Source organism: Nonomuraea sp. NPDC050310, assembly GCF_040655795.1.
Lineage (GTDB): Bacteria > Actinomycetota > Actinomycetes > Streptosporangiales > Streptosporangiaceae > Nonomuraea.
In genome coordinates, this window is the sequence record NZ_JBFAKP010000014.1 from 132,526 (window position 1) to 151,984 (window position 19,459).

At 69.6% G+C, this 19,459-nt stretch carries 20 protein-coding genes and 1 riboswitch; of the genes, 5 read left to right on the forward strand and 15 right to left on the reverse strand.

What is annotated here, in order from left to right:
- The first annotated feature begins 192 nt into the window (after positions 1 to 192).
- Positions 193 to 912, forward strand: coding sequence for a hypothetical protein (locus AB0I67_RS28520; protein WP_357929286.1), 720 nt, complete (start codon positions 193 to 195; stop codon positions 910 to 912).
- A 52-nt stretch (positions 913 to 964) separates the two neighbouring features.
- On the opposite strand, the gene AB0I67_RS28525 is transcribed toward AB0I67_RS28520, so the two are convergent.
- The 6 genes from AB0I67_RS28525 to AB0I67_RS28550 all read right to left on the reverse strand — a co-directional run bounded on the left by AB0I67_RS28525 (position 965) and on the right by AB0I67_RS28550 (position 7,509).
- Positions 965 to 3,472, reverse strand: a complete 2,508-nt coding sequence (locus AB0I67_RS28525; protein ID WP_357929288.1) for an ATP-dependent Clp protease ATP-binding subunit — start codon at positions 3,470 to 3,472, stop codon at positions 965 to 967.
- Positions 3,473 to 3,903: 431 nt separating this feature from the next.
- Entirely contained in the window at positions 3,904 to 4,239 is a 336-nt protein-coding gene (locus AB0I67_RS28530; RefSeq protein ID WP_357929291.1) for an Lsr2 family protein, read from the reverse strand.
- Positions 4,240 to 4,342: 103 nt separating this feature from the next.
- Positions 4,343 to 4,492, reverse strand: coding sequence for a hypothetical protein (locus tag AB0I67_RS28535; protein WP_357929294.1), 150 nt, complete (start codon positions 4,490 to 4,492; stop codon positions 4,343 to 4,345).
- Between the two features lie 213 nt (positions 4,493 to 4,705).
- Positions 4,706 to 5,155, reverse strand: a complete 450-nt coding sequence (locus tag AB0I67_RS28540; RefSeq protein WP_357929297.1) for an RDD family protein — start codon at positions 5,153 to 5,155, stop codon at positions 4,706 to 4,708.
- Between the two features lie 138 nt (positions 5,156 to 5,293).
- Entirely contained in the window at positions 5,294 to 6,853 is a 1,560-nt protein-coding gene (locus AB0I67_RS28545; RefSeq protein ID WP_357929300.1) for an RDD family protein, read from the reverse strand.
- 86 nt (positions 6,854 to 6,939) lie between these two features.
- Entirely contained in the window at positions 6,940 to 7,509 is a 570-nt protein-coding gene (locus tag AB0I67_RS28550; protein WP_357929303.1) for an amino-acid N-acetyltransferase, read from the reverse strand.
- Positions 7,510 to 7,773: 264 nt separating this feature from the next.
- Positions 7,774 to 7,927, forward strand: a riboswitch (cyclic di-AMP (ydaO/yuaA leader).
- Between the two features lie 9 nt (positions 7,928 to 7,936).
- On the opposite strand from AB0I67_RS28550, the gene AB0I67_RS28555 reads away from it, so the two are divergent.
- Positions 7,937 to 8,965 (forward strand): C40 family peptidase, encoded by a 1,029-nt coding sequence (locus tag AB0I67_RS28555; protein ID WP_357929305.1) that lies wholly within the window; start codon positions 7,937 to 7,939, stop codon positions 8,963 to 8,965.
- Positions 8,966 to 9,042: 77 nt separating this feature from the next.
- On the opposite strand, the gene AB0I67_RS28560 is transcribed toward AB0I67_RS28555, so the two are convergent.
- The gene (locus tag AB0I67_RS28560) at positions 9,043 to 9,228 is read right to left on the reverse strand and encodes a LuxR C-terminal-related transcriptional regulator (protein WP_357929308.1); all 186 of its coding nucleotides are present in this window, start codon (positions 9,226 to 9,228) and stop codon (positions 9,043 to 9,045) included.
- Positions 9,229 to 9,585: 357 nt separating this feature from the next.
- Positions 9,586 to 11,061 carry a bifunctional lysylphosphatidylglycerol synthetase/lysine--tRNA ligase LysX gene (gene lysX, locus AB0I67_RS28565; protein WP_357929310.1) on the reverse strand — a complete coding sequence of 492 codons (1,476 nt, stop codon included), beginning with the start codon at positions 11,059 to 11,061 and terminating at the stop codon, positions 9,586 to 9,588.
- Between the two features lie 134 nt (positions 11,062 to 11,195).
- Between lysX and AB0I67_RS28570 the strand changes: the two genes are divergently transcribed.
- On the forward strand, positions 11,196 to 11,705 hold the full coding sequence (locus AB0I67_RS28570; protein ID WP_357929313.1) for a hypothetical protein: 510 nt from the start codon (positions 11,196 to 11,198) through the stop codon (positions 11,703 to 11,705).
- 10 nt (positions 11,706 to 11,715) lie between these two features.
- On the opposite strand, the gene AB0I67_RS28575 is transcribed toward AB0I67_RS28570, so the two are convergent.
- The 6 genes from AB0I67_RS28575 to AB0I67_RS28600 form a co-directional block, all read right to left on the reverse strand.
- Positions 11,716 to 12,501: a type III pantothenate kinase gene (locus AB0I67_RS28575; RefSeq protein WP_357929315.1), complete on the reverse strand. Its 786-nt coding sequence runs from the start codon at positions 12,499 to 12,501 to the stop codon at positions 11,716 to 11,718.
- The gene (locus AB0I67_RS28580; RefSeq protein ID WP_357929318.1) at positions 12,501 to 14,969 is read right to left on the reverse strand and encodes an L-aspartate oxidase; all 2,469 of its coding nucleotides are present in this window, start codon (positions 14,967 to 14,969) and stop codon (positions 12,501 to 12,503) included. Before AB0I67_RS28580 ends, AB0I67_RS28575 begins: the two co-directional genes overlap by 1 nt.
- A gap of 87 nt (positions 14,970 to 15,056) precedes the next feature.
- Positions 15,057 to 15,473, reverse strand: coding sequence for a hypothetical protein (locus AB0I67_RS28585; RefSeq protein ID WP_357929321.1), 417 nt, complete (start codon positions 15,471 to 15,473; stop codon positions 15,057 to 15,059).
- The gene (locus AB0I67_RS28590) at positions 15,425 to 15,826 is read right to left on the reverse strand and encodes a hypothetical protein (protein WP_357929323.1); all 402 of its coding nucleotides are present in this window, start codon (positions 15,824 to 15,826) and stop codon (positions 15,425 to 15,427) included. Before AB0I67_RS28590 ends, AB0I67_RS28585 begins: the two co-directional genes overlap by 49 nt.
- Positions 15,823 to 16,470 (reverse strand): response regulator transcription factor, encoded by a 648-nt coding sequence (locus AB0I67_RS28595; RefSeq protein WP_357929325.1) that lies wholly within the window; start codon positions 16,468 to 16,470, stop codon positions 15,823 to 15,825. Before AB0I67_RS28595 ends, AB0I67_RS28590 begins: the two co-directional genes overlap by 4 nt.
- Positions 16,461 to 17,666, reverse strand: coding sequence for a histidine kinase (locus tag AB0I67_RS28600; RefSeq protein WP_357929326.1), 1,206 nt, complete (start codon positions 17,664 to 17,666; stop codon positions 16,461 to 16,463). The genes AB0I67_RS28595 and AB0I67_RS28600 overlap by 10 nt, the downstream gene beginning before the upstream one ends.
- 148 nt (positions 17,667 to 17,814) lie before the next feature.
- Here AB0I67_RS28600 and AB0I67_RS28605 point away from each other — a divergent pair, with 148 nt between their 5' ends.
- Positions 17,815 to 18,477: a DUF998 domain-containing protein gene (locus AB0I67_RS28605; protein ID WP_357929329.1), complete on the forward strand. Its 663-nt coding sequence runs from the start codon at positions 17,815 to 17,817 to the stop codon at positions 18,475 to 18,477.
- Positions 18,477 to 19,094 (forward strand): VTT domain-containing protein, encoded by a 618-nt coding sequence (locus AB0I67_RS28610; protein ID WP_357929332.1) that lies wholly within the window; start codon positions 18,477 to 18,479, stop codon positions 19,092 to 19,094. Before AB0I67_RS28605 ends, AB0I67_RS28610 begins: the two co-directional genes overlap by 1 nt.
- Here AB0I67_RS28610 and panD read toward each other — a convergent pair.
- The gene (gene panD, locus AB0I67_RS28615; RefSeq protein WP_357929333.1) at positions 19,021 to 19,434 is read right to left on the reverse strand and encodes an aspartate 1-decarboxylase; all 414 of its coding nucleotides are present in this window, start codon (positions 19,432 to 19,434) and stop codon (positions 19,021 to 19,023) included. The two genes, AB0I67_RS28610 and panD, sit on opposite strands and share 74 nt — an antisense overlap.
- Positions 19,435 to 19,459 lie beyond the last annotated feature (25 nt).

The following is a 19,459-nucleotide window of genomic DNA, read 5'->3' on the forward strand; positions in this document are numbered from 1 at the left end:
CGGGGAGGACGCCCCACCATAGGCGCGTGCTCTTGTGAGACACTTGTCCGAGACTTGGCGGAGCTTGCTCTACGCAGTGTAGTACTACTTCCGGTGGCGAGATAGCCGATCCGGCCAACAATCTCAATCCCGTGCGCCCACGACCATCCGGGGATTTACCTAGCGACGTTCTGGGGCCTACTGTCCGCCTCTGTGTTCATCTATCTGACCGCAGCCGTCGTAGCTCTTTCCGGTACGGCCTCCGCTGACCCCATGGGCGACCTGAAGGACAACCCCCTGTTCCAGGGGTCCAAGCTCACCAACTCCTGCGCCAAGAAACTGGTCAAGGGCACCACCCGCGCCTCGTCCGAGAAGTACGTCACGGCTCTGGTCTCCTGCCTGGACAAGACCTGGCGGCCGCACCTCAAGCCCCTCTACCACGGCGACGTCCCGGGGCTGCGGATCGTCAAGGACGCCCAGTGCGCCAACTCCGACGAGAAAAGCTCCACCTCGCTCGCGCTGTTCTGCAAGGACCTGCAGGTCCAGGTCGAGTCCGACTGGATCAAGGCCCGCGACGACCACGCGGTCCTGCGGGAGGTGACCTGGGCCTACGGCCGGTTCGTGCAGCAGGCCGCCGGCATCACAAGGTCCTACCTGGAGTTCCCGTCCGACGACGCGGAGAACGTCTGGCGGCGCCCGGCCCTGCTGTCGGACTGCCTGGGCGCGGCTTTCATGAAGAGCGTGTGGACGGCCCAGAAGCGCAGCGGCAAGGAGTGGAAGGTAATGCTGACCGGGCTGAAGAAGGACGAGCTCACCAGGTCGGGCCTCTTCGGCAAGGCGGCCAGCCGCGTCCACTGGTACACCCAGGGCTTCAAGACCGGCAGCCCCGCCTCCTGCAACGTCTGGAAGGCGTCCAGCTCGAAGGTGGCATGAGAAAAGGCCCCCTGCCGGAGCAGGGGGCCTTCGCTCAGAACGAGCAGAACGGTCAGTTCTGCTGGATCGGCTCCGCGATCGAGGCCGCCGAGTCGGGGACCTGGGCCGGGGCCTGCTCGCCGGTGTAGACGAACTTGGCCTCCTCGCCCTCGCCCTCGATGGTCACCTTGATGACCTGGCCCGGACGGATCTCGCCGTACAGGATCTTCTCCGACAGCGAGTCCTCCAGCTCACGCTGGATGGTGCGGCGGAGCGGACGGGCGCCCATGACCGGGTCGTAACCACGGTCGGCCAGGAGCTGCTTGGCCTCGGGCGAGACCTCCAGACCCATGTCGCGGTCCTTCAACCGGTCCGACACCTGGGCGAGCATCAGATCGACGATCTGGATGATCTCCTTCGGCGTGAGCTGGTGGAAGACCACGATGTCGTCGACACGGTTGAGGAACTCGGGCCGGAAGTGCTGCTTGAGCTCCTCCTGGACCTTCGCCTTCATCCGCTCGTAGTTCGACTCGGAGTCGTTGGCCTTCGAGAACCCGACCCCGATGCCCTTGGAGATGTCCCGGGTGCCGAGGTTGGTGGTCATGATGATGACCGTGTTCTTGAAGTCCACCACGCGACCCTGGGCGTCGGTCAGGCGACCGTCCTCCAGGATCTGCAGCAGCGAGTTGAAGATGTCCGGGTGGGCCTTCTCGATCTCGTCGAAGAGGACCACGGAGAACGGCTTGCGCCGCACCTTCTCGGTGAGCTGGCCGCCCTCCTCGTACCCGACGTAGCCGGGCGGGGAGCCGAACAGCCTGGAGACGGTGTGCTTCTCCATGAACTCGGACATGTCCAGCGAGATCAGCGCGTCCTCGTCGCCGAAGAGGAACTCCGCCAGCGCCTTGGACAGCTCGGTCTTACCGACACCCGAGGGGCCGGCGAAGATGAACGAGCCACCCGGGCGACGCGGGTCCTTCAGACCGGCGCGGGTCCGGCGGATCGAACGGGACAGACCCTTGATGGCGTCGTCCTGGCCGATGATCCGCTTGTGCAGCTCGTCCTCCATGCGGAGCAGGCGCTGCGACTCCTCCTCGGTCAGCTTGAAGACCGGGATGCCGGTGGCGGTCGCGAGCACCTCGGCGATGAGCTCCTCGGTGACCTCGGCCACGACGTCCATGTCGCCGGCCTTCCACTCCCGCTCGCGGCGCTCGCGCTTGAGCTGGAGCTGCTTCTCCTGGTCGCGGAGGGCGGCGGCCTTCTCGAAGTCCTGCGCGTCGATCGCGGACTCCTTGTCCCGGCGGACCTTCGCGATCTTCTCGTCGTACTCGCGCAGGTCCGGCGGCGCGGTCATCCGGCGGATGCGCATCCGCGAACCGGCCTCGTCGATGAGGTCGATCGCCTTGTCCGGCAGGTACCGGTCGCTGATGTAGCGGTCGGCGAGCTGCGCGGCGGCGACCAGCGCGCCATCGGTGATGGACACGCGGTGGTGCGCCTCGTAGCGGTCGCGCAGGCCCTTGAGGATCTCGATCGTGTGGCTGAGCGAGGGCTCGGCCACCTGGATCGGCTGGAAGCGCCGCTCCAGGGCGGCGTCCTTCTCGAGGTACTTGCGGTACTCGTCCAGCGTGGTCGCACCGATGGTCTGCAGCTCGCCGCGGGCCAGCATCGGCTTGAGGATGCTGGCGGCGTCGATCGCGCCCTCGGCGGCGCCCGCGCCGACGAGCGTGTGCAGCTCGTCGATGAACAGGATGATGTCGCCGCGCGTGCGGATCTCCTTGAGCACCTTCTTCAGGCGCTCTTCGAAGTCACCGCGGTAACGGGAGCCCGCGACGAGAGCACCGAGGTCAAGCGTGTAGAGCTGCTTGTCCTTCAGCGTCTCGGGCACCTCACCCTTGACGATCTTCTGGGAGAGCCCCTCGACGACGGCGGTCTTGCCGACGCCGGGCTCGCCGATCAGAACCGGGTTGTTCTTGGTCCTCCGGGAGAGGACCTGCATGACCCGCTCGATCTCCTTCTCGCGGCCGATGACCGGGTCGAGCTTGCCCTCGCGGGCAGCCTGGGTCAGGTTTCGGCCGAACTGGTCGAGCACCAGGGAGGTCGACGGAGCGGACTCCTGCGGACCGCCGGCCGCGGCCGGCTCCTTGCCCTGGTAACCGTGGAGGAGCTGGATGACCTGCTGCCTCACGCGGTTGAGATCGGCTCCAAGCTTCACGAGCACCTGGGCCGCCACACCTTCACCCTCGCGGATGAGCCCGAGCAGGATGTGCTCGGTGCCGATGTAGTTGTGGCCCAGTTGCAAAGCCTCACGGAGCGACAGCTCGAGGACCTTCTTGGCCCGCGGGGTGAAAGGAATGTGCCCCGACGGAGCCGACTGGCCCTGGCCGATGATCTCCTCGACCTGCTGACGCACACCCTCGAGGCTGATGCCCAGGCTCTCCAGAGCCTTGGCGGCAACGCCCTCACCTTCGTGGATCAAACCAAGAAGAATGTGCTCAGTACCGATGTAGTTGTGGTTGAGCATCCTGGCCTCTTCTTGGGCCAAGACGACAACTCGCCTCGCTCGGTCGGTGAACCTCTCGAACATCTCGTCGCTCCTCACAGAGCGGTCAGCCAGGCCGGCAACTAGCCGGTCCCGTCATCCCGCATGCCAGCCCAGGCTTCCAGGTGCGCCCTCTGCCGCTCTATAGCAGAGAACGTTCCCCGAGAGCAGGGCGTTCACCCTCCATCCAACTACCATCTGAGGGTGGTGTGTTCCCGATACGCCGCAAGCGAACGATGTTTAGCTGGATCCGGAGAAACATCACGAGATCCACAGGCCGTGCCAGGCCTAATGTAGCGCGCCCGCCGATCGCCGACGGCGAACACCCGCCCCTCCCGTACCCGAGGGTACGGCAGAGCGGCACGGCGTGATCAAACACGCCGGAGAAACGTCCAATAAACCGGATCCACCCGCGATCATGCGCTTATGGCATCCGCCGGGGTTCTAGGCGATCGTCATAAGCGCATGGTCGTCCGCTAGTGAGCCCGCTCGTACTCGTCCACAATCGTCTTCGCGATGCGACCGCGCTCGCTGACGTTCAGTCCGCGGCTCTTGGCCCAGGCGCGAATCTCAGAGCTCTGCTCGCGGGTCATCTGACGGGAGCTCCCACGGCCGCCACGACGGCGTGCGACGCCGCTGCCCGACTTCCGCGCCGACTGCACGAAAGGCGACAGCGCGTCCCTCAGCTTCTTGGCGTTTCCCTCGCTGAGGTCAATCTCATAGGAGATGCCGTCAATAGCGAAGCCGACCGTCTCATTGGCCTCGCCTCCGTCGAGGTCATCGATGAGAATCTCCTGGATCTGCTTGGCCATCTACGCATTCCTTTCCGGAGTATTACTGCATTCGCCTGCCCAAACATATACCCGGAAAGGCGCGGACACAATTCAGCGCCCGCGTGATTCTGGAGGCGGCGGATCAGTTCTGCTTCTCGGCCCCATCGGCGGCGGTTTGCCCGCGGGTGGCGGCGGCCTCCGACTTGACGAGCTTCACGACCCCATAGATGAAGGCGGCGGCCACGACCGCCGGGGGAAGCAGGGCTGCCAATACGTCTGTTACAGCTTGCATTCGTCCTCGACTCCACTGGGTGCGCTTTATGCACGAGCAACACCACGGACGAGCGGCGCGACCACGCGCCGCCGGACACGTACCCGACCCTAGCGTGACCAGCGCCCCGTCTCCCCTTCGGGTTCACGGGCACTGCGTACTCAGCCTAATGCCAGTCCGGCCAGACTTCTTACCGGATCATGCGAAATTTCCGGAAATGTGTCGCTTCCCACGTCATCGAGGGTCTTTGACCACACAGGTGCCGGCGAGCCTGTCGTGCGGACCACGCTGTAGCGGCTTGTCGATCAAGATGAACAGACCCACGGCGAACGCGAGCATTCCAGCGAGGAGATTCACCACGGGAATCCCCATCGCCATGGCGAGCCCAGGATAGAGGAGCGAGCGTTTCCCTAAGGCCCCGCCCTGCCCTTGGACCCGAATCCTCATGATCGCTTTGCCGAAGGTGCGACCGCGCCCCGAAAGCGCCCTCCAGTCGTACCAGGTATACGCCGCGCCGGCCGCCGCCCACGCGCACAACCCCGGCAGCCGGCCCTCCCACGCCTCCAGCAACCCGACAGACCGGAAGAACAGCCAGAGCAGAAGGGACAGAATGTAATACAGGACGCCGAAGACCAGCGCCTCAATGAGTCGCGCGGTGAAGCGTTCCCACCATTCGGCGGGCATCACTCTGGTCTCAGGCGGCGGGGGCGCCATATGCGCTCACCTCTCCGGGGCGGAGGGCTATATCTCACAGTTTGGTACGGCGAGCGGGTACGAAACAGGGGCCGGCGGGAAGCCGGCCCCTGTTTTGTTCGGTCGGCCTTACTTGACCTTCACCACGACGGTGTTCACGAACTTGTCGGCGTAGGTCTGCGCGAGCGGCTTGTTCCAGAACTGCGCGAGCGCGTTCACCAGGACCAGGATCGGCCCGGCGAAACCGACGATCGGAAGTCCGTAGAGCGCGTAACCGCCCCAGGTCACGCCGGCCCGCTTGAGCGCGATGTCGGAGGCGAGCCCGCCCGGAGGCATGGCCTGGCCCACCGGGACGATCTTGATCCCCATGACCATCTTGCCGAGGGTCTGCCCCTTGGCCTTGGTCATGAAGAACTCGTAGCCGATGTACAGCGCGCCGATGAGGATCCAGAGGATCAGCGAGCCGATGGTGGCACTCAGGAATCCCGAGGAGCTGCCCGTCCAGGCGTTCGACGAGGTGATCAGCACCGCGATGAACAGGGCGTTCAGGATGCCGGCGATCGCACCGAAGATGAGACCGTCGACGATTCGGGCGACCAGGCGCTGCCACCACTCCGCCAGGGGCGCCGGGGCGCCGGGCGGCTGGAGGCCGACGGGCTGGCCGTAGCCCGGCTGGCCGTACGGCGTGGCGCCGTAGCCCTGCTGCTGGCCGTAGGCGGGCTGCTGTGCCCCGCCGTACTGCTGACCGTAGCCGGGCTGCTGGGCGCCGTACTGCGGCTGGGCGTAGCCGGGCTGGGTGCCGGGCGAGCCGTAGGGCTGCTGGGCGCCGTAGCCCTGCTGGCCGTAGTCGGGCTGCTGACCCGAGGCGGGCTGGCCGTAGGCCTGCTGGCCGGAACCGGGCTGCTGCCCGTAGGCCTGCTGGCCGGAGGTGGGCTGCTGCCCGTAACCCGGCTGGGACTGCTGGCCGTATCCCTGCTGACCCGCGGCCTGGCCGTAGTCGGGCTGCTGGCCGTAGCCGGGCTGGGACTGCTGTCCGTAGCCCTGCTGGCCGGAGGCGCCGTACTGCTGGCCCGAGGGCTGCTGGCCGTAACCCGGCTGACCGGGCTGCTGGCCGGAGCCTGACTGGGCCTGCTGGCCGTAGCCGGGCTGCTGGCCGTAACCGGGCTGGGACTGGGCCTGCTGGCCGTACCCCTGCTGACCCGAAGCGGCCTGCTGGCCGTAGTCGGGCTGAGCCTGCTGCCCGTAGCCGGGCTGCTGGCCGTAACCGGGCTGCTGGCCGTAGCCGGGCTGGGACTGGGCCTGCTGGCCGTACCCCTGCTGACCCGAGGCGGGCTGGCCGTAACCCTGCTGGCCCGACGGCTGCTGCCCGTAGCCGGGCTGCTGACCGTAACCCTGCTGACCCGAAGCGGCCTGCTGGCCGTAGTCGGGCTGGGCCTGCTGGCCATAGCCAGGCTGCTGCTGACCGTAACCAGGCTGCTGGCCGTAGCCCTGCTGCTGGCCATATGGCTGTTGCTGGCCGTACCCCTGCTGACCGTAGGGATCGCCGTCAGTGCGATACCCCACGACCGTCACGTCGGGGTCGGCCTCACCCGGGGCACGGCCCGGGTACTGCTGTCCGTATTCGGGAGCCCGGGGCTTGTCGTTCTCACCGGGATCATCCTGTGGATACGGCGGCTGTCCGGTGCTCACCGTGTCACCTCACTTCGAGTTCGCATGTGGCACATGTCAGGACACATGCTTGCTGCTGCCCAAGGTATCGGCATAGGTATCAACAATCACCTTTCCACTCGGTCAACAGCCGAGTCATTAGCCGCGAGATGCAGCAGCATGCGCGTGTTACCGAGGGTGTTGGGCTTGACGTGTTCGAGGTCGAGAAACTCCGCCACACCCTCGTCATACGAGGCCAGGAGCTCGGCATAGACCTCGGGCGAGACGGGCGTTCCCTGTATCGGGCGGAATCCGTGCCCGGCGAAGAAGTCGACCTCGAAGGTCAGGCAGAAGACCCTGCGCAGACCCAGTTCCACTGCGGTTCCGATGAGCGCTGACACGATCTTGTGGCCTACGCCGAGTCCACGATGATCGGGATCCACCGCGACCGTACGGATTTCCGCGAGATCCTCCCACAGGACATGCAACGCGCCGCATCCCACGACTTTTCCGTCATGTTCGGCGACCCAGAATTCCTGCACGTCCTCATAGAGCGTGACGGTGGCCTTCTCCAGCAATCGGGGCCCGGCTCCGGCATAGGTGTCGACGAGCATCTTGATCGTCCGGACATCGGCGGTCCTGGCACGACGGACGGTGATCTGCCTCTTGTGCAGCACGGGCTCGGCGACCTGCTCCATGACCCTTCAGCGTACCGACGCCTTTACGGCTGGGCCGTATCCCGGGCATGATCCTGTGGCGAACGTTTGGAGCGGTCCCTCCCGCCCCCAGGCTCACGAACGCACCAAACCACCGTAAACCCCGCAAAATGCCCGGCTATGGCCGCAAGCACGTGATCCGCCCGTGATCCTTCGGATGCCAAACCTCAACGGAATTGGCAGTTCTGGTTGAGCACGAACTGATCGTGCACTAGTGTCCAGCGTCGATATCCCTTCGAGATCCCGCGAAGGGGTGCGCCCAATCCCCTCGTCGGGGGAACCGGGGAACCACAGCGCTCCCGCCCCGGGAGCGCGGGGGTGAATCCAGGTCTTCGGCCTGGTAGGGCTACTCCGGCCCGAACCCGGCAGCTAACCCGGTCGGCGCCCGAACAGGAGAGGTGGCTGGTTGGTGAAGCGCACGCGCGACCGTGGGGAGAAGACCGCGGGCGACGCCCGCCCTCCGGAACGCAGGAGACGTTTCGCCGTCGTCGCGACCGCGCTGGCGGCGCTCAGCCTCGCCCTCCCGCTCGGCCCCGCCACCGCCGACCCCGAGCCCAGCCTCAAGGAGCTGGCCGCGCGGGCGGAGAAGATGCACACCGAGATCGGTCAGCTCAGCGAGCAGTTCAACGGGCAGCGCGTCAAGCTGAAGACAGCCGAGAAGACCGCCGCGGCGGCGCAGAAGACGCTCTCCACCCGCCAGCAGGACCTCGCCGGCAAGCGGGCGCGGGCCGCCTCCCTGGCACAGAGCTCCTACATCTCCGGCGGCCTGGAGCGCACCTGGGCCTTCACCCAGTCGGGCGACCCCGGGCTCTTCCTCGACAACGTCGCCACCACCTCCGCGATCGAGGAGCAGCACAGCAACCAGCTCAAGGAGGTCTCCGTGGCCATCGCCGCCGCGGAGGAGGCCGAGCGGACCGCCTCAGCGCAGATCAAGGAGGTCAAGGCACTGGTCGCCGACCTCGAGGAGCGCCGCGGGAAGATCACCAAGCTGGTCGCCAAGGTCGAGAGCGCCATCTACCGCCGCGCCCTGGGCCAGGCCGGCTCGCGGGGCCGCGCGACCCGGGTGGACCTGCCGATCATCGGCCAGGGCAAGGCCGCCGAGGCCGCCCGCTGGGCGCTCACCCAGCAGCTCAAGCCGTACGTCTGGGGCGCCGAGGGGCCCAACTCCTACGACTGCTCCGGCCTGGTGATGGCCGCCTACCAGCAGGTCGGCATCAGCCTGCCGCACTACACCGGCGACCAGTGGACCGCCGGCCGGCACATCTCCCGCGAGGAGCTGCGCCCGGGCGACCTGGTCTTCTTCTACAACGACCTGCACCACGTGGGCATCTACGTGGGCGGCGGCATGATGGTGCACGCGCCGCAGACGGGCGACGTGGTACGGCTGGCGCCGATCGGCAACCGCCCGTGGGCGGGCGCGGTCCGCATCGCCGACTGAGCCGACCGAGCCGACTGCATCGACGGCTGAGCCGGCCGAGCCGAGCGGACCGGTCCACCGCGAGCCCGGTCGTCGGATCAGATGAGCTGGCGACGCGCCGCCCAGGCGACCGCCTCGATCGCGGTCGCCACCCCGATCCGGTCGCAGATCACCCGCAGCCGGCGCCGTACGGTCCGGCCGCTGACGTCGAGCCTTCGCCCCACCCTGTCCACGGTCACTCCCTTGGCCAGTTCGGCGAGCAGAGCCAGATCAGCGCGGCTCAACTCAACGCCTTCGGTGAGTAAATCCATCCGTAGCCTCCCCCCACAGCAGAAGCCCTCGGCGGCGTCTCGCCCGACGAAACCGTAAACGCATTCCGGAAAGGTCGTCAAGGTCGCCGATCCCCCCACTTGACCAGCGCCATTGACATGATCCACACAATGTGAACTACTCACGATATGTCGGCGTCTGTGCGGTCGCGATGAGCGCCTCGGCCCCTCCGGGTTTCGACCCAGCCGATCCCGGATTCCCGCCCGGCCCGTATCCCGCCTCCCGCGGCGGCGCCGGCCCCCGGTCCGGTCATGACCGCCGACATGACAACAGCCGGTACGGCACGCCGTACCGGCTGTCGGGCGAACGGGTCAGTGCGTGGGCTTGACCAGCGGGAAGAGGATGGTCTCGCGGATGTTCTTGCCGGTGAACGCCATGATCATCCGGTCGATGCCCGCCCCCATGCCCCCGGTCGGCGGCATGGCGTATTCCAGGGCGGCCAGGAAGTCCTCGTCAAGCTGCATCGCCTCGAGGTCGCCCCCGGCGGCCAGCAGCGACTGCTCGGTGAGCCGGCGGCGCTGCTCGATCGGGTCGATCAGCTCCGAGTAGGCGGTGCCGAGCTCGGTGCCGAAACCGATGAGGTCCCACTTCTCGGTGAGCAGCGGGTTGTCGCGGTGCTGCCGGGTCAGCGGCGAGGTCTCCACCGGGTAGTCCATGACGAACGTCGGCTGGATCAGCGTGTGCTCGACCAGCGCCTCGAAGATCTCCTGGACCAGCTTGCCCTGGCCCCACTTCGGGTCCCAGTGGATCTCGCGCCGGTCGGCGAGCTTGCGCACGTGCTCCAGGGAGGTCTCGGTGGTGACCTCCTCGCCGAGCGCCTCGGAGACCGAGCCGTAGAGCGTGATCCGCGGCCACTGCTTGAGCCCCAGGTCGATCTCGACGCCGTCGTGGTTGACCACGGTGGTGTCCAGGGCGGCCACGACGGCCTTCTGGTACATCCGCTGGGTCAGGTCGGCCATGTCGTTGTAGTCGAGGTAGGTGCCGTAGGCCTCGAGCATGGTGAACTCGGGGTTGTGCGTGGAGTCCGCGCCCTCGTTGCGGAAGTTGCGGTTGATCTCGAAGACCTTCTCGATGCCGCCGACCACGAGCCGCTTGAGGTAGAGCTCGATCGCGATGCGGAGGTAGAGCTCCATGTCGTAGGCGTTGATGTGCGTCTTGAACGGACGCGCCGCCGCGCCGCCGTGGATCGGCTGGAGCATCGGCGTCTCGACCTCGAGGTAGCCCTCCTCGTGCCAGAAGTCACGCACCGCGCGCACGGTGGCGCTGCGGATGTGGGCCATCTTGCGCGCCTCGTCGTTGACGATGAGGTCGACGTAGCGCTGCCGGACGCGGGCCTCGGGGTCGGTGAGGCCGGTGTGCTTCTCCGGGAGCGGGCGCAGGCACTTGGAGGTGATCTGCCAGGTGTCGGCCAGGATGGACAGCTCGCCGCGGCGGGAGGTGATGACCTCGCCCTCGATGCCGACGTGGTCGCCCAGGTCGACGTCGCGCTTCCAGGCGGCCAGGGACTCCTCGCCGACCCGGTCGAGGGAGATCATGACCTGGAGGTCGGCGCTGCCGTCGCGCAGGGTGGCGAAGCAGAGCTTGCCGCCCACGCGGCTGAGCATGACCCGGCCGACCACGCCCACCCGGTCGCCGGTGGCGGTGTCGGGCGGCAGGTCGGTGTATTTCTCCTTGAGCTCGGCGTTGGTGACGGTACGCGGGAAGTTGACCGGGTACGGGTCGACACCTTCACTCCGGAGGCGGTCGAGCTTCTCCCGCCGGATACGCATCTGCTCAGGAAGTTCCACGACATCCAAGACTAGCGAACTGCAAGAGTTGGTCAGTCTCCTGAATGATCCTTGAAAGCACTCTCCGTTATCAAAGGATCACAGGGCTCAGGGGGGACCGGCACGGCGCCGGCTCAGGGAGGGCCCAAGGAGAGATGATGATCAAGAAGATCGCCACCGGGCTGCTCGCGGCCGCCGCCGCCACCGCCCTGGCCGCCACCGTCCCCGCCGCGGCGAGCGCGACCACCGCTGTGGCCGCCACCACCACCCCGCCGGTCTACCACGACGACTGGGGGGCGGTCTGGTCGAAGAACGGCCTGGCCAAGTCCTTCGGCCACGTCAAGGTCGACTGGCAGGACTACGGCGACACCAACAGCACCACCGTCAGCGGCCGGCTCTACGACCTCGACCCGCGCAAGTACCGCCACGGCGGCCTGTGCGCGTACGTGAAGTTCCAGGCCAACTACTTCGGCGACGCCTCCCACGAGTGGGAGACCGTCTACACCAGGAAGCACTGCGGCTACCCCGGCTTCAAGTGGTACTCCTTCCAGGAGGACGACGTGCGGGCGCTGCGCGTGAAGGTCTGCCAGACCGACAAGCACGGCCAGTACGTCACCAAGTGCACCAAGCACTGGCAGTACGTGTACTCCTACGAGCAGATGTGACGCCGCCGGCTCACATGGTGTTCCGCTTGTAGATGAGCCGCAGGCCGATCAGCGTCAGCCACGGCTCGTGCACGTCGATCGAGCGGGCCTCGCTCGTCACGAGCGCGGCCCCGCTGCCGGTGGCGACCACGGTGACCTCGTCGGGGTCGTCGGGCGACAACTCGGCGGCCATCCGCTCGACGATGCCGTCCACCTGGCCGGCGAACCCGTAGATGATCCCGGCCTGGAGCGCCTCCACGGTGTTCTTGGCCAGCACGGACCGCGGCCGGACCAGTTCCACCTTGTGCAGCTGGGCGCCCGCCGCGGCCAGCGCGTCCACCGAGATCTCGATGCCCGGGGCCGTGACCGCGCCCACGTACTCGCCCTTGGCCGAGACCGCGTCGAAGGACGTGGCGGTGCCGAAGTCGACGATGATGCACGGCCCGCCGTACTGGTCGATGGCGGCCAGCGCGTTGACCACGCGGTCGCTGCCGACCTCCTTGGGGTTGTCCATGCGCACCGGCACGCCGGTGCGCACGCCCGGCTCCACGATCACGGCCGTGACGTCGCCGTAGTAGCGGCGGCACATCTCCCGCATCTCGTTCAGCACGCTCGGGACCGTCGAGCAGATGGCGATCCCGGAGATGTCAGCGTGTTTCAGCAGGGGCGACTGGGTCAGCAGCCCCTGCAGCACCACGGCGATCTCGTCGGCGGTACGGCGGGCGTCGGTGGCCAGCCGCCAGTGCTCGATGACCTCCTCGCCCTCGAACAGGCCGAGCACGGTGTGGGTGTTGCCGACGTCGATCGTGAGCAGCACTAATGCCCCCGTAGGTCCAGAGCGATGTCGAGCGCCGGTGCCGAATGCGTGAGCGCTCCCACCGCAAGGTAGTCCACGCCAGTTTCCGCCACATCCCTGGCGGTTTCCAAGGTGAGTCCGCCACTCGCTTCGAGGCGTGCCCTGCCGTTGACGATCCGTACGGCTCGCGCCAGGTCCTCGACGGTGAAGTTGTCCAGCAGGATCTCCGCCGCCCCCTCGGCCAGGACCGGCTCGATCTGGTCGATCCGGTCGACCTCGACCTCGATGGGCAGCTCGGGGTAGCGCTCGCGCACCGCGCGGAACGCCTCGGCCACTCCGCCCGCCGCCACCACGTGATTGTCCTTGATCAGCGCGGCGTCGGACAACGACATCCGGTGGTTGGTGCCGCCGCCGGCCCGCACCGCGTACTTCTCCAGCGCCCGCAGTCCCGGCAGGGTCTTGCGGCTGTCGCGCACGCGAGCCTTGGTGCCCGCGAGGGCCTCGACCCAGTGCCCGGTCTGGGTGGCGATGCCGGACAGGTGGGTGAGCAGGTTGAGCGCGGTGCGCTCGGCGGTCAGCAGGGTGCGGACCGGTCCCTCGACGCGCAGCAGCACGTCGCCCGCGCGCACCTGCTCGCCGTCCTTGGCCAGGCGCTCGAAGCGGGCGAGGCCGAAGCGTGCGAAGACCGCCTCGGCCACGGCCAGACCGGCGACGATGCCGTCGGCGCGGGCGACCACCTCGGCGACGTCGCGCCGGTCGTCCGGGATGGTGGCGAGAGTGGTGACGTCGCCTTCGGCCTGGAGGTCCTCGTCGATGGCCCGGTCGATCACCTCCTGCACCTCGGCCGGGTCGAGCCCGGCGGCCGACAGCTCGGCGACGAGCGGCTCGGGCAGCGTGTGCGGGGCGTAGGTCATCCGGAAACCCTCCCGGGTCAGCTCGATGTCGATGTGTCCAAGCCAGTCGGCGTCGTCGCGGCCGGGGTGGTCCTCGCGCCAGTGCGAGCCGCGGGTCTCCTCGCGCAGGCGGGCGGCGGTGACCAGGGCGGTGGCCACGGTGAGCAGGTTGCTCGCCTCCCACGACTCGACGCCGGGGCGGACCGCGACCGGGGCCCAGAGGGCGTCGGCCAGGGCCTTGGCGGTGCCGCGCAGGGTGTCGGCCGAGCGGAGCACGCCGGCGCCGCGGCTCATGTGCGCCTGGATCCTGGTGCGGGCGCGCGGGTCGACCAGGCCGCCGGGGGCCTCGTCCGCGACGACCTCGCCGGGCGCCTGCCGTACGGTGTGCAGGTCGGTGGCGATGCGCTCGGCGAAGACCAGCCCTTCGAGCAGGGAGTTGGAGGCCAGCCGGTTGGCGCCGTGCACGCCGGTGCAGGCGACCTCGCCGCAGGCGTACAGGCCGGGGATGGAGGTGCGGCCGCGCAGGTCGGTGCGGACGCCGCCGGAGGCGTAGTGGGCGGCGGGCATGACCGGGACCGGCTCGGTGACCGGGTCGAACCCGTGCTCGCGGCAGGCGGCGTAGATGGTCGGGAAGCGCTCGCGCCACATCCGCTCGCCGAAGTGGCGGCCGTCCAGGTAGACCTGGCCCGGCTCGCGCATGATGGCCTTGGCGACCACGTCACGCGGCTGCAGTTCGTCGGTGAAGCGCTCGCCGGCCTCGTTGATCAGGTGGGCGCCCTCGCCGCGTACCGCCTCGGAGATCAGCGGCTGCTGGCCGGTGGCGTCGGGGCCGAGCCAGAGCACGGTCGGGTGGAACTGCACGAACTCCAGATCGCGCACGACCGCGCCGGCGCGCAGGGCCAGCGCGACGCCGTCGCCGGTGGAGACGACCGGGTTGGTGGTGGCCGAGTAGACCTGGCCCATGCCGCCGGTGGCCAGCACGACCGCCCGCGCGTGCACCGCGCCCACGCCGTCGTGCGTGCCCTCGCCCATCACGTGCAGCGTCACGCCGGCGGTCCGGCCGGCGGCGTCCTTGAGCAGGTCGAGGACGAGCGCGTGCTCGATGACGCGGATCGCCGGGTGGGCGCGCACGGCCTCGATCAGCGCCCGCTGCACCTCGGCGCCGGTGGCGTCGCCGCCGGCGTGCACGATGCGGTTGCGGCGGTGGCCGCCCTCGCGGGTGAGCTGCAGTTCCCCGGAGCCGTCGCGGTCGAAGCGCGCGCCCCGGTCGATCAGCCGCCGCAGGGCGTCCGGGCCCTCGGTCACCAGCGCCCGTACGGCACGCGTGTCGCACAGGCCGACCCCCGCGACGAGGGTGTCCTCCAGGTGCTCCGCCGGGCTGTCGGCCGGGTCGAGGACGGCCGCGATCCCGCCCTGGGCCCAGCGGGTGGAGCCGGCGGAGAGCACGTCCTTGGTGACCACGAGCACCGTGGCCGCCGGGTCCAGCTCGGCCCGGCGCAACGCCACGGTGAGGCCGGCGACGCCGGATCCGACGACCACGACGTCGGCGGAGACGGTCCAGCCGGGGGCGGGCGCCGTGAGCTTCAGGGGAATCATGGGCGTCCTTTCGTCACTATGACGATAACGCCTTCGCCGGCACGCCTCTTCCCGGGGTCGGCTTTGCCACAGGCCCCCGTCGTCCGGTCAGCCGATGTCCAGGCTGCCCTCGGTGACCCGGGCGATCACCATGCTCGGCGCGGCCTCGCGGATGGCCACGTCGATGCGCTCGCTGCCCTCGACGACCCCGCCCTCGACCCGGTAGAGCCCCTCGTCCGGCAGGTCCACCGAGAGCGAGCCCTGGCCGAGCACCGCCTCCACCCGCTGCGGCACCGAGGCGAACGCCAGCGACAGCAGCCCCTCGTCGCCGTGCACCTCGACCGTGGGCGAGCGCACCCCGAGCGCGACCAGGCTGCCCTCCCCCACCCGCGCGACCGTCGGCCCCGAGATCTCGCTCAGCGCCACGTCGCCTCGCGGCACGGTGAGGTGCAGCGCGCCCCGCAGCCCGGTGACCGTCAGGTCGCCGTCGCCGACCCGCGCCCGTACGGCCAGTTCCGGCGGCACCCAGATGCGGTAGTCGGCGGCGCAGCGGGCGGGCAGCGAGACCAGGCCGGTGCGCGGGCAGCCGACAGCACGCCGTCCCGCCAGGTCTGGCTCGCCTGGGGCCGGGCCCGGTCCCAGGCCAGCGTCCGCTCGACCCGGATCTCGCCGGGTCGCCCGGCGGCGATCTCGACCCGGCCGTGCCCGGCGGAGGTGTCGAGGGTCAGCGCCTGACCTTCGGACCGGTAGGTCGCGGTGCTGCGGAGGGTCTGTTCGGGGGGCCGCTCCAGCCACAGCCAGCCGGCGAAGCAGCCGAGCAGGAGGGCCACCGCCGTGGCGAAGGCGCCCCAGCCCAGCCACCTGCCTCGGGAGATCACCTGCCGGACTCCAGGAAGCGCAGCACGGCCAGCACGCGGCGGTGGTCCATGCCGTCGGAGCTGAGGTCGAGCTTGGTGAAGATGTTGTTGATGTGCTTGGCCACCGCGCTCTCGCTGATCACCAGGGTGGTGGCGATGCCGGAGTTGGCCCGCCCCTCGGCCATCAGCCGCAGCACGTCGATCTCGCGCGGGGTCAGCCGGTCGAGCGGGCCGCTGTTGCCCCGGATGAGGAGCTGGGCGACGACCTCGGGGTCGAGCGCGGTGCCGCCGGAGGCCACGCGCTGCAACGCCTCCAGGAACTCGGTCACGTCGGCGACGCGGTCCTTGAGCAGGTAACCGACCCGGGCGGTCGCGGTGGCCAGCAACTGGGTGGCGTAGCGCTCCTCCACGTACTGCGAGAGCACCAGGACGGCCAGCCCGGGCCGCTGCTGGCGCAGGACCAGCGCGGCACGCAGCCCCTCGTCGGTGTGGGTGGGCGGCATCCGCACGTCGGTGACGACCAGGTCCGGCTCGTGCTCGTCGACGGCGCGCAGCAGTTCCTCGGCGTCGGCCACCGCCGCCACGACCTCGATGCCCGCCGAGCCGAGCAGCCGGACCAGTCCCTCGCGCAGCAGGACGGAGTCTTCGGCGAGCACTACGCGCATGGCAGCTCCACGGTGATGGTGGTCGGTCCCCCTGGGGGGCTGTCGATGTCGAGGATCCCATCCACGGAGCCCACCCGTTGCGCGAGACCCCGCAGGCCGCTGCCCGCGCCGGGCCGGGCGCCGCCCTTGCCGTCGTCGGTGATGGTCAGCCGCAGGCGCTCGGCGGTGCCGACCACCTCGATGGCGGCCCGGGCGGCCTCGGCGTGCTTGACGATGTTGGTGAGCGCCTCGGAGACGACGAAGAAGGCGACGGCCTCGATCGCGGGGCTCGCGCGGCGCTCGACGGCGACGCTGAGCCGTACGGGGAGGGGGACGCGGGCGGCGAGGCCGGACAGGGCCGCGTCGAGGCCCTGCTCCTCCAGGATCGCCGGGTGCAGCCCGCGGACCAGGTCCCGCAGTTCCTTGACCGCCTGCTTGGCCTCCTCGTGGGCCGCGGCGATGGCCTGGGCCACCGGCTCCGGCAGGTCGGTGAACTGGGCGCGGGCCATGCCCAGGTTCATGGCCAGGGAGACCAGGCGTTGCTGGGCGCCGTCGTGCAGGTCGCGCTCGATGCGCCGGCGTTCGGCGTCGGCGGCGGCGACCACCTCGGCGCGGCTGACCGTCAGGCTCTCCACCTTGACGCTGAGCTGCTCGCTCAGGGTGGGGCCGAACAGGCGGCGGGCCAGCAGTACGTCCAGGCGGACGACGAGGTGCGCGATCCACGGCGCGAGCACGAGCAGGACGATCCCGGCCGGGGTCAGCTCCAGCAGCGTGCGGCGTGGCTGCGGGCTCCACAACGCGGAGGTGGCCATCACCAGGCCGCCCGCCCAGGCCCCGGTGACCGCGAGGCTGCCGGCCAGCCCGACCAGCGGGGCGACCAGCAGGTGGTAGAGCGACAGCCGCCAGGTCTCGGCCTTGCGCCAGGCGAAGCGGCCCGGCTCCAGGGCGGGGGCGGGCAGGTCCACGCCGAGGAAGGCGGCGAAGCGGCCGCGCTGGCGGTGGGTGTAGACGTGCGTGCGGGCCGACAACCGCCCCAGGACGGCCCTGGCCGGGTACACGGTCCAGCTCAGGGTCAGCGCCAGGAGGGCGTGCAGCAACGTCCCGGCGAAGGCGGGCAGCGCGAGCGGCAGCCCGGTCACCGCGTGCAGGGTGTCGAGCCACGTACGGGCAGACCAGGGCAGGCGGCGGGGCCTGGCCGGGAGGTGGAGGGCGGTCACATCGCCTAACCGTAATGCCGGGTATGGGGTGATTCGATGGCCCCTGAGAGAGGCTCAGGGTGGACTCTCCAGGGTGCAGAAAAGTGCACCATCAGTCGGAACGCGGGGGTAGCGACCCGCCCCGGGGCCTGCGGGGATCGTCGAACCCATGACGAACGGTTCCTTCCGCCCCCTTGCCCACCTGGCCTACCTCGGGCTCGGCCTGACCGCGGGCATGACCGTCCTCGGGCACGTCGGCGCCGACTCGCGGCTGACCGCCTGGGGCAGCACGATCAGCGACTTCGCCGCGGTGGACTTCAGCGGGCCGGTGTCGATCGGCATCTTCCTGTGCGTGGCCGCCTCGCTGGCGCTGTTCGCGGGACTGCGCCGCGCCGCCGCCCCGATGGGCCGGTGGACCAAGGCGCTCCTGCTCACCTGGTGCGGCGGCCTGGCGGTGACCGCGCTGGTGCCCACCGACAACCCGTTCACCCTGGTCGAGCTGAGCGCGGCGGGCTGGCTGCACCGGGTCTCGGCGAGCCTGGCCTTCGTGGCGCTGATCGCGGCCACCTTCACCTTCGCCCATGGCCTGCGCGCCGACGAGCACTGGCGCGACCTGACCGGCCGCCTGCGCGCCATGGCCGCCGGAGCCACGGTCACCGGCGGGCTCATCGTCGCCTCGACCTACTTCGGTGACCGCTTCCTGATCGGGCTGGCCGAGCGGACCATGGCCGCGTTCGCGGTCGGGGCGCTCGTCGTCGTCGCGATGCGGCTGCTGAAGCTGGCCGAGCGGCCGGTACGGCTCGCCGCCCCGCGTCCGGCGCTGGCCTTCTGATGATCGAGACCATCCTGGGCTGGCTCGGGCTGCTGCCCGGCCCGGCGGTGCTGGGCGTGGCCACGCTCGCCCTGGTCGTCGAGGCGGGGCTGCTGGCCGGGCTGTTCGTCCCGGGCACCTCGATCCTGCTGATCCTCGGCGTGCTGTCGCAGCTCGGCGTCACGCCCCTGGCGCTGGCGATCCCGCTGGCCGCGGCGGGGACGGTGGCGGGTGCGCACGTCGGCTTCTGGCGCGGGCGCACCACGGGGCTGCCTTCGGTCAGACTGCTCGACCGGTGCCGGGACCTGGTGGGGCGGCATCGGGGGTGGGCGGTCGCCGTCGGGCACTGGAGCTCGGCCGGGCGGACCCTCGTGCCGCGGATCTCGGCCGCGGGCGGCATGCCGTACCGGACCTTCGCGCTGGCGGTGGTGCCCAGCGCGGTGGCCTGGGCGGGCGCCGTGGTCACCCTCGGCTACACCCAGGCCGCCGCCTACCGGACGTGGAGCGACGCGCTCGGCGTCGTCGGCCCGGTCCTGGCCGTGCTTCTCATCGGCGCGCTCGTGCTCAGTGCGCGTACACCTCGTCGCCGCGCACGGTCCCCTCGACCGCCGCGGCCGGATCGGAGCCCAGCTCGATGATGCGGTTGCCGCGGTCGACGTGCACGATCCTCGGCTCGAAGACGCGGGCCTCGGCGTCCTCCATCTGGCCGTAGGCGATGATGATCACCAGATCGCCGGGCGAGACCAGCCGGGCCGCCGCGCCGTTGATGCCGATGACGCCCGAGCCGCGCGGACCCGTGATCGCGTAGGTCACCAGCCGGTTGCCGTTGTCGATGTCCACCACGTGCACCTGCTCGCCCGGGAGGAGACCCGCGGCGTCCATGAGGTCCTCATCGATGGTGAGGGACCCCACGTAATGCAGATCCGCCTGCGTCACCGTGGCCCGGTGGATCTTGGCGGACAGCATCGTCCTGAGCATTCGTTCACCTTTCGCCTGGCCGCGC

What these genes read in the sequence shown, in the direction of transcription:
- AB0I67_RS28525 (WP_357929288.1), bottom strand. Translation starts at nt 3,472, where the DNA reads ATGTTCGAGAGGTTCACCGACCGAGCGAGGCGAGTTGTCGTCTTGGCC.
- AB0I67_RS28530 (WP_357929291.1), bottom strand. Translation starts at nt 4,239, where the DNA reads ATGGCCAAGCAGATCCAGGAGATTCTCATCGATGACCTCGACGGAGGC.
- AB0I67_RS28535 (WP_357929294.1), bottom strand. Translation starts at nt 4,492, where the DNA reads ATGCAAGCTGTAACAGACGTATTGGCAGCCCTGCTTCCCCCGGCGGTC.
- AB0I67_RS28540 (WP_357929297.1), bottom strand. Translation starts at nt 5,155, where the DNA reads ATGCCCGCCGAATGGTGGGAACGCTTCACCGCGCGACTCATTGAGGCG.
- AB0I67_RS28550 (WP_357929303.1), bottom strand. Translation starts at nt 7,509, where the DNA reads ATGGAGCAGGTCGCCGAGCCCGTGCTGCACAAGAGGCAGATCACCGTC.
- AB0I67_RS28570 (WP_357929313.1), top strand. Translation starts at nt 11,196, where the DNA reads ATGATGATCAAGAAGATCGCCACCGGGCTGCTCGCGGCCGCCGCCGCC.
- AB0I67_RS28580 (WP_357929318.1), bottom strand. Translation starts at nt 14,969, where the DNA reads ATGATTCCCCTGAAGCTCACGGCGCCCGCCCCCGGCTGGACCGTCTCC.
- AB0I67_RS28595 (WP_357929325.1), bottom strand. Translation starts at nt 16,470, where the DNA reads ATGCGCGTAGTGCTCGCCGAAGACTCCGTCCTGCTGCGCGAGGGACTG.
- AB0I67_RS28605 (WP_357929329.1), top strand. Translation starts at nt 17,815, where the DNA reads ATGACGAACGGTTCCTTCCGCCCCCTTGCCCACCTGGCCTACCTCGGG.
- AB0I67_RS28610 (WP_357929332.1), top strand. Translation starts at nt 18,477, where the DNA reads ATGATCGAGACCATCCTGGGCTGGCTCGGGCTGCTGCCCGGCCCGGCG.
- panD (WP_357929333.1), bottom strand. Translation starts at nt 19,434, where the DNA reads ATGCTCAGGACGATGCTGTCCGCCAAGATCCACCGGGCCACGGTGACG.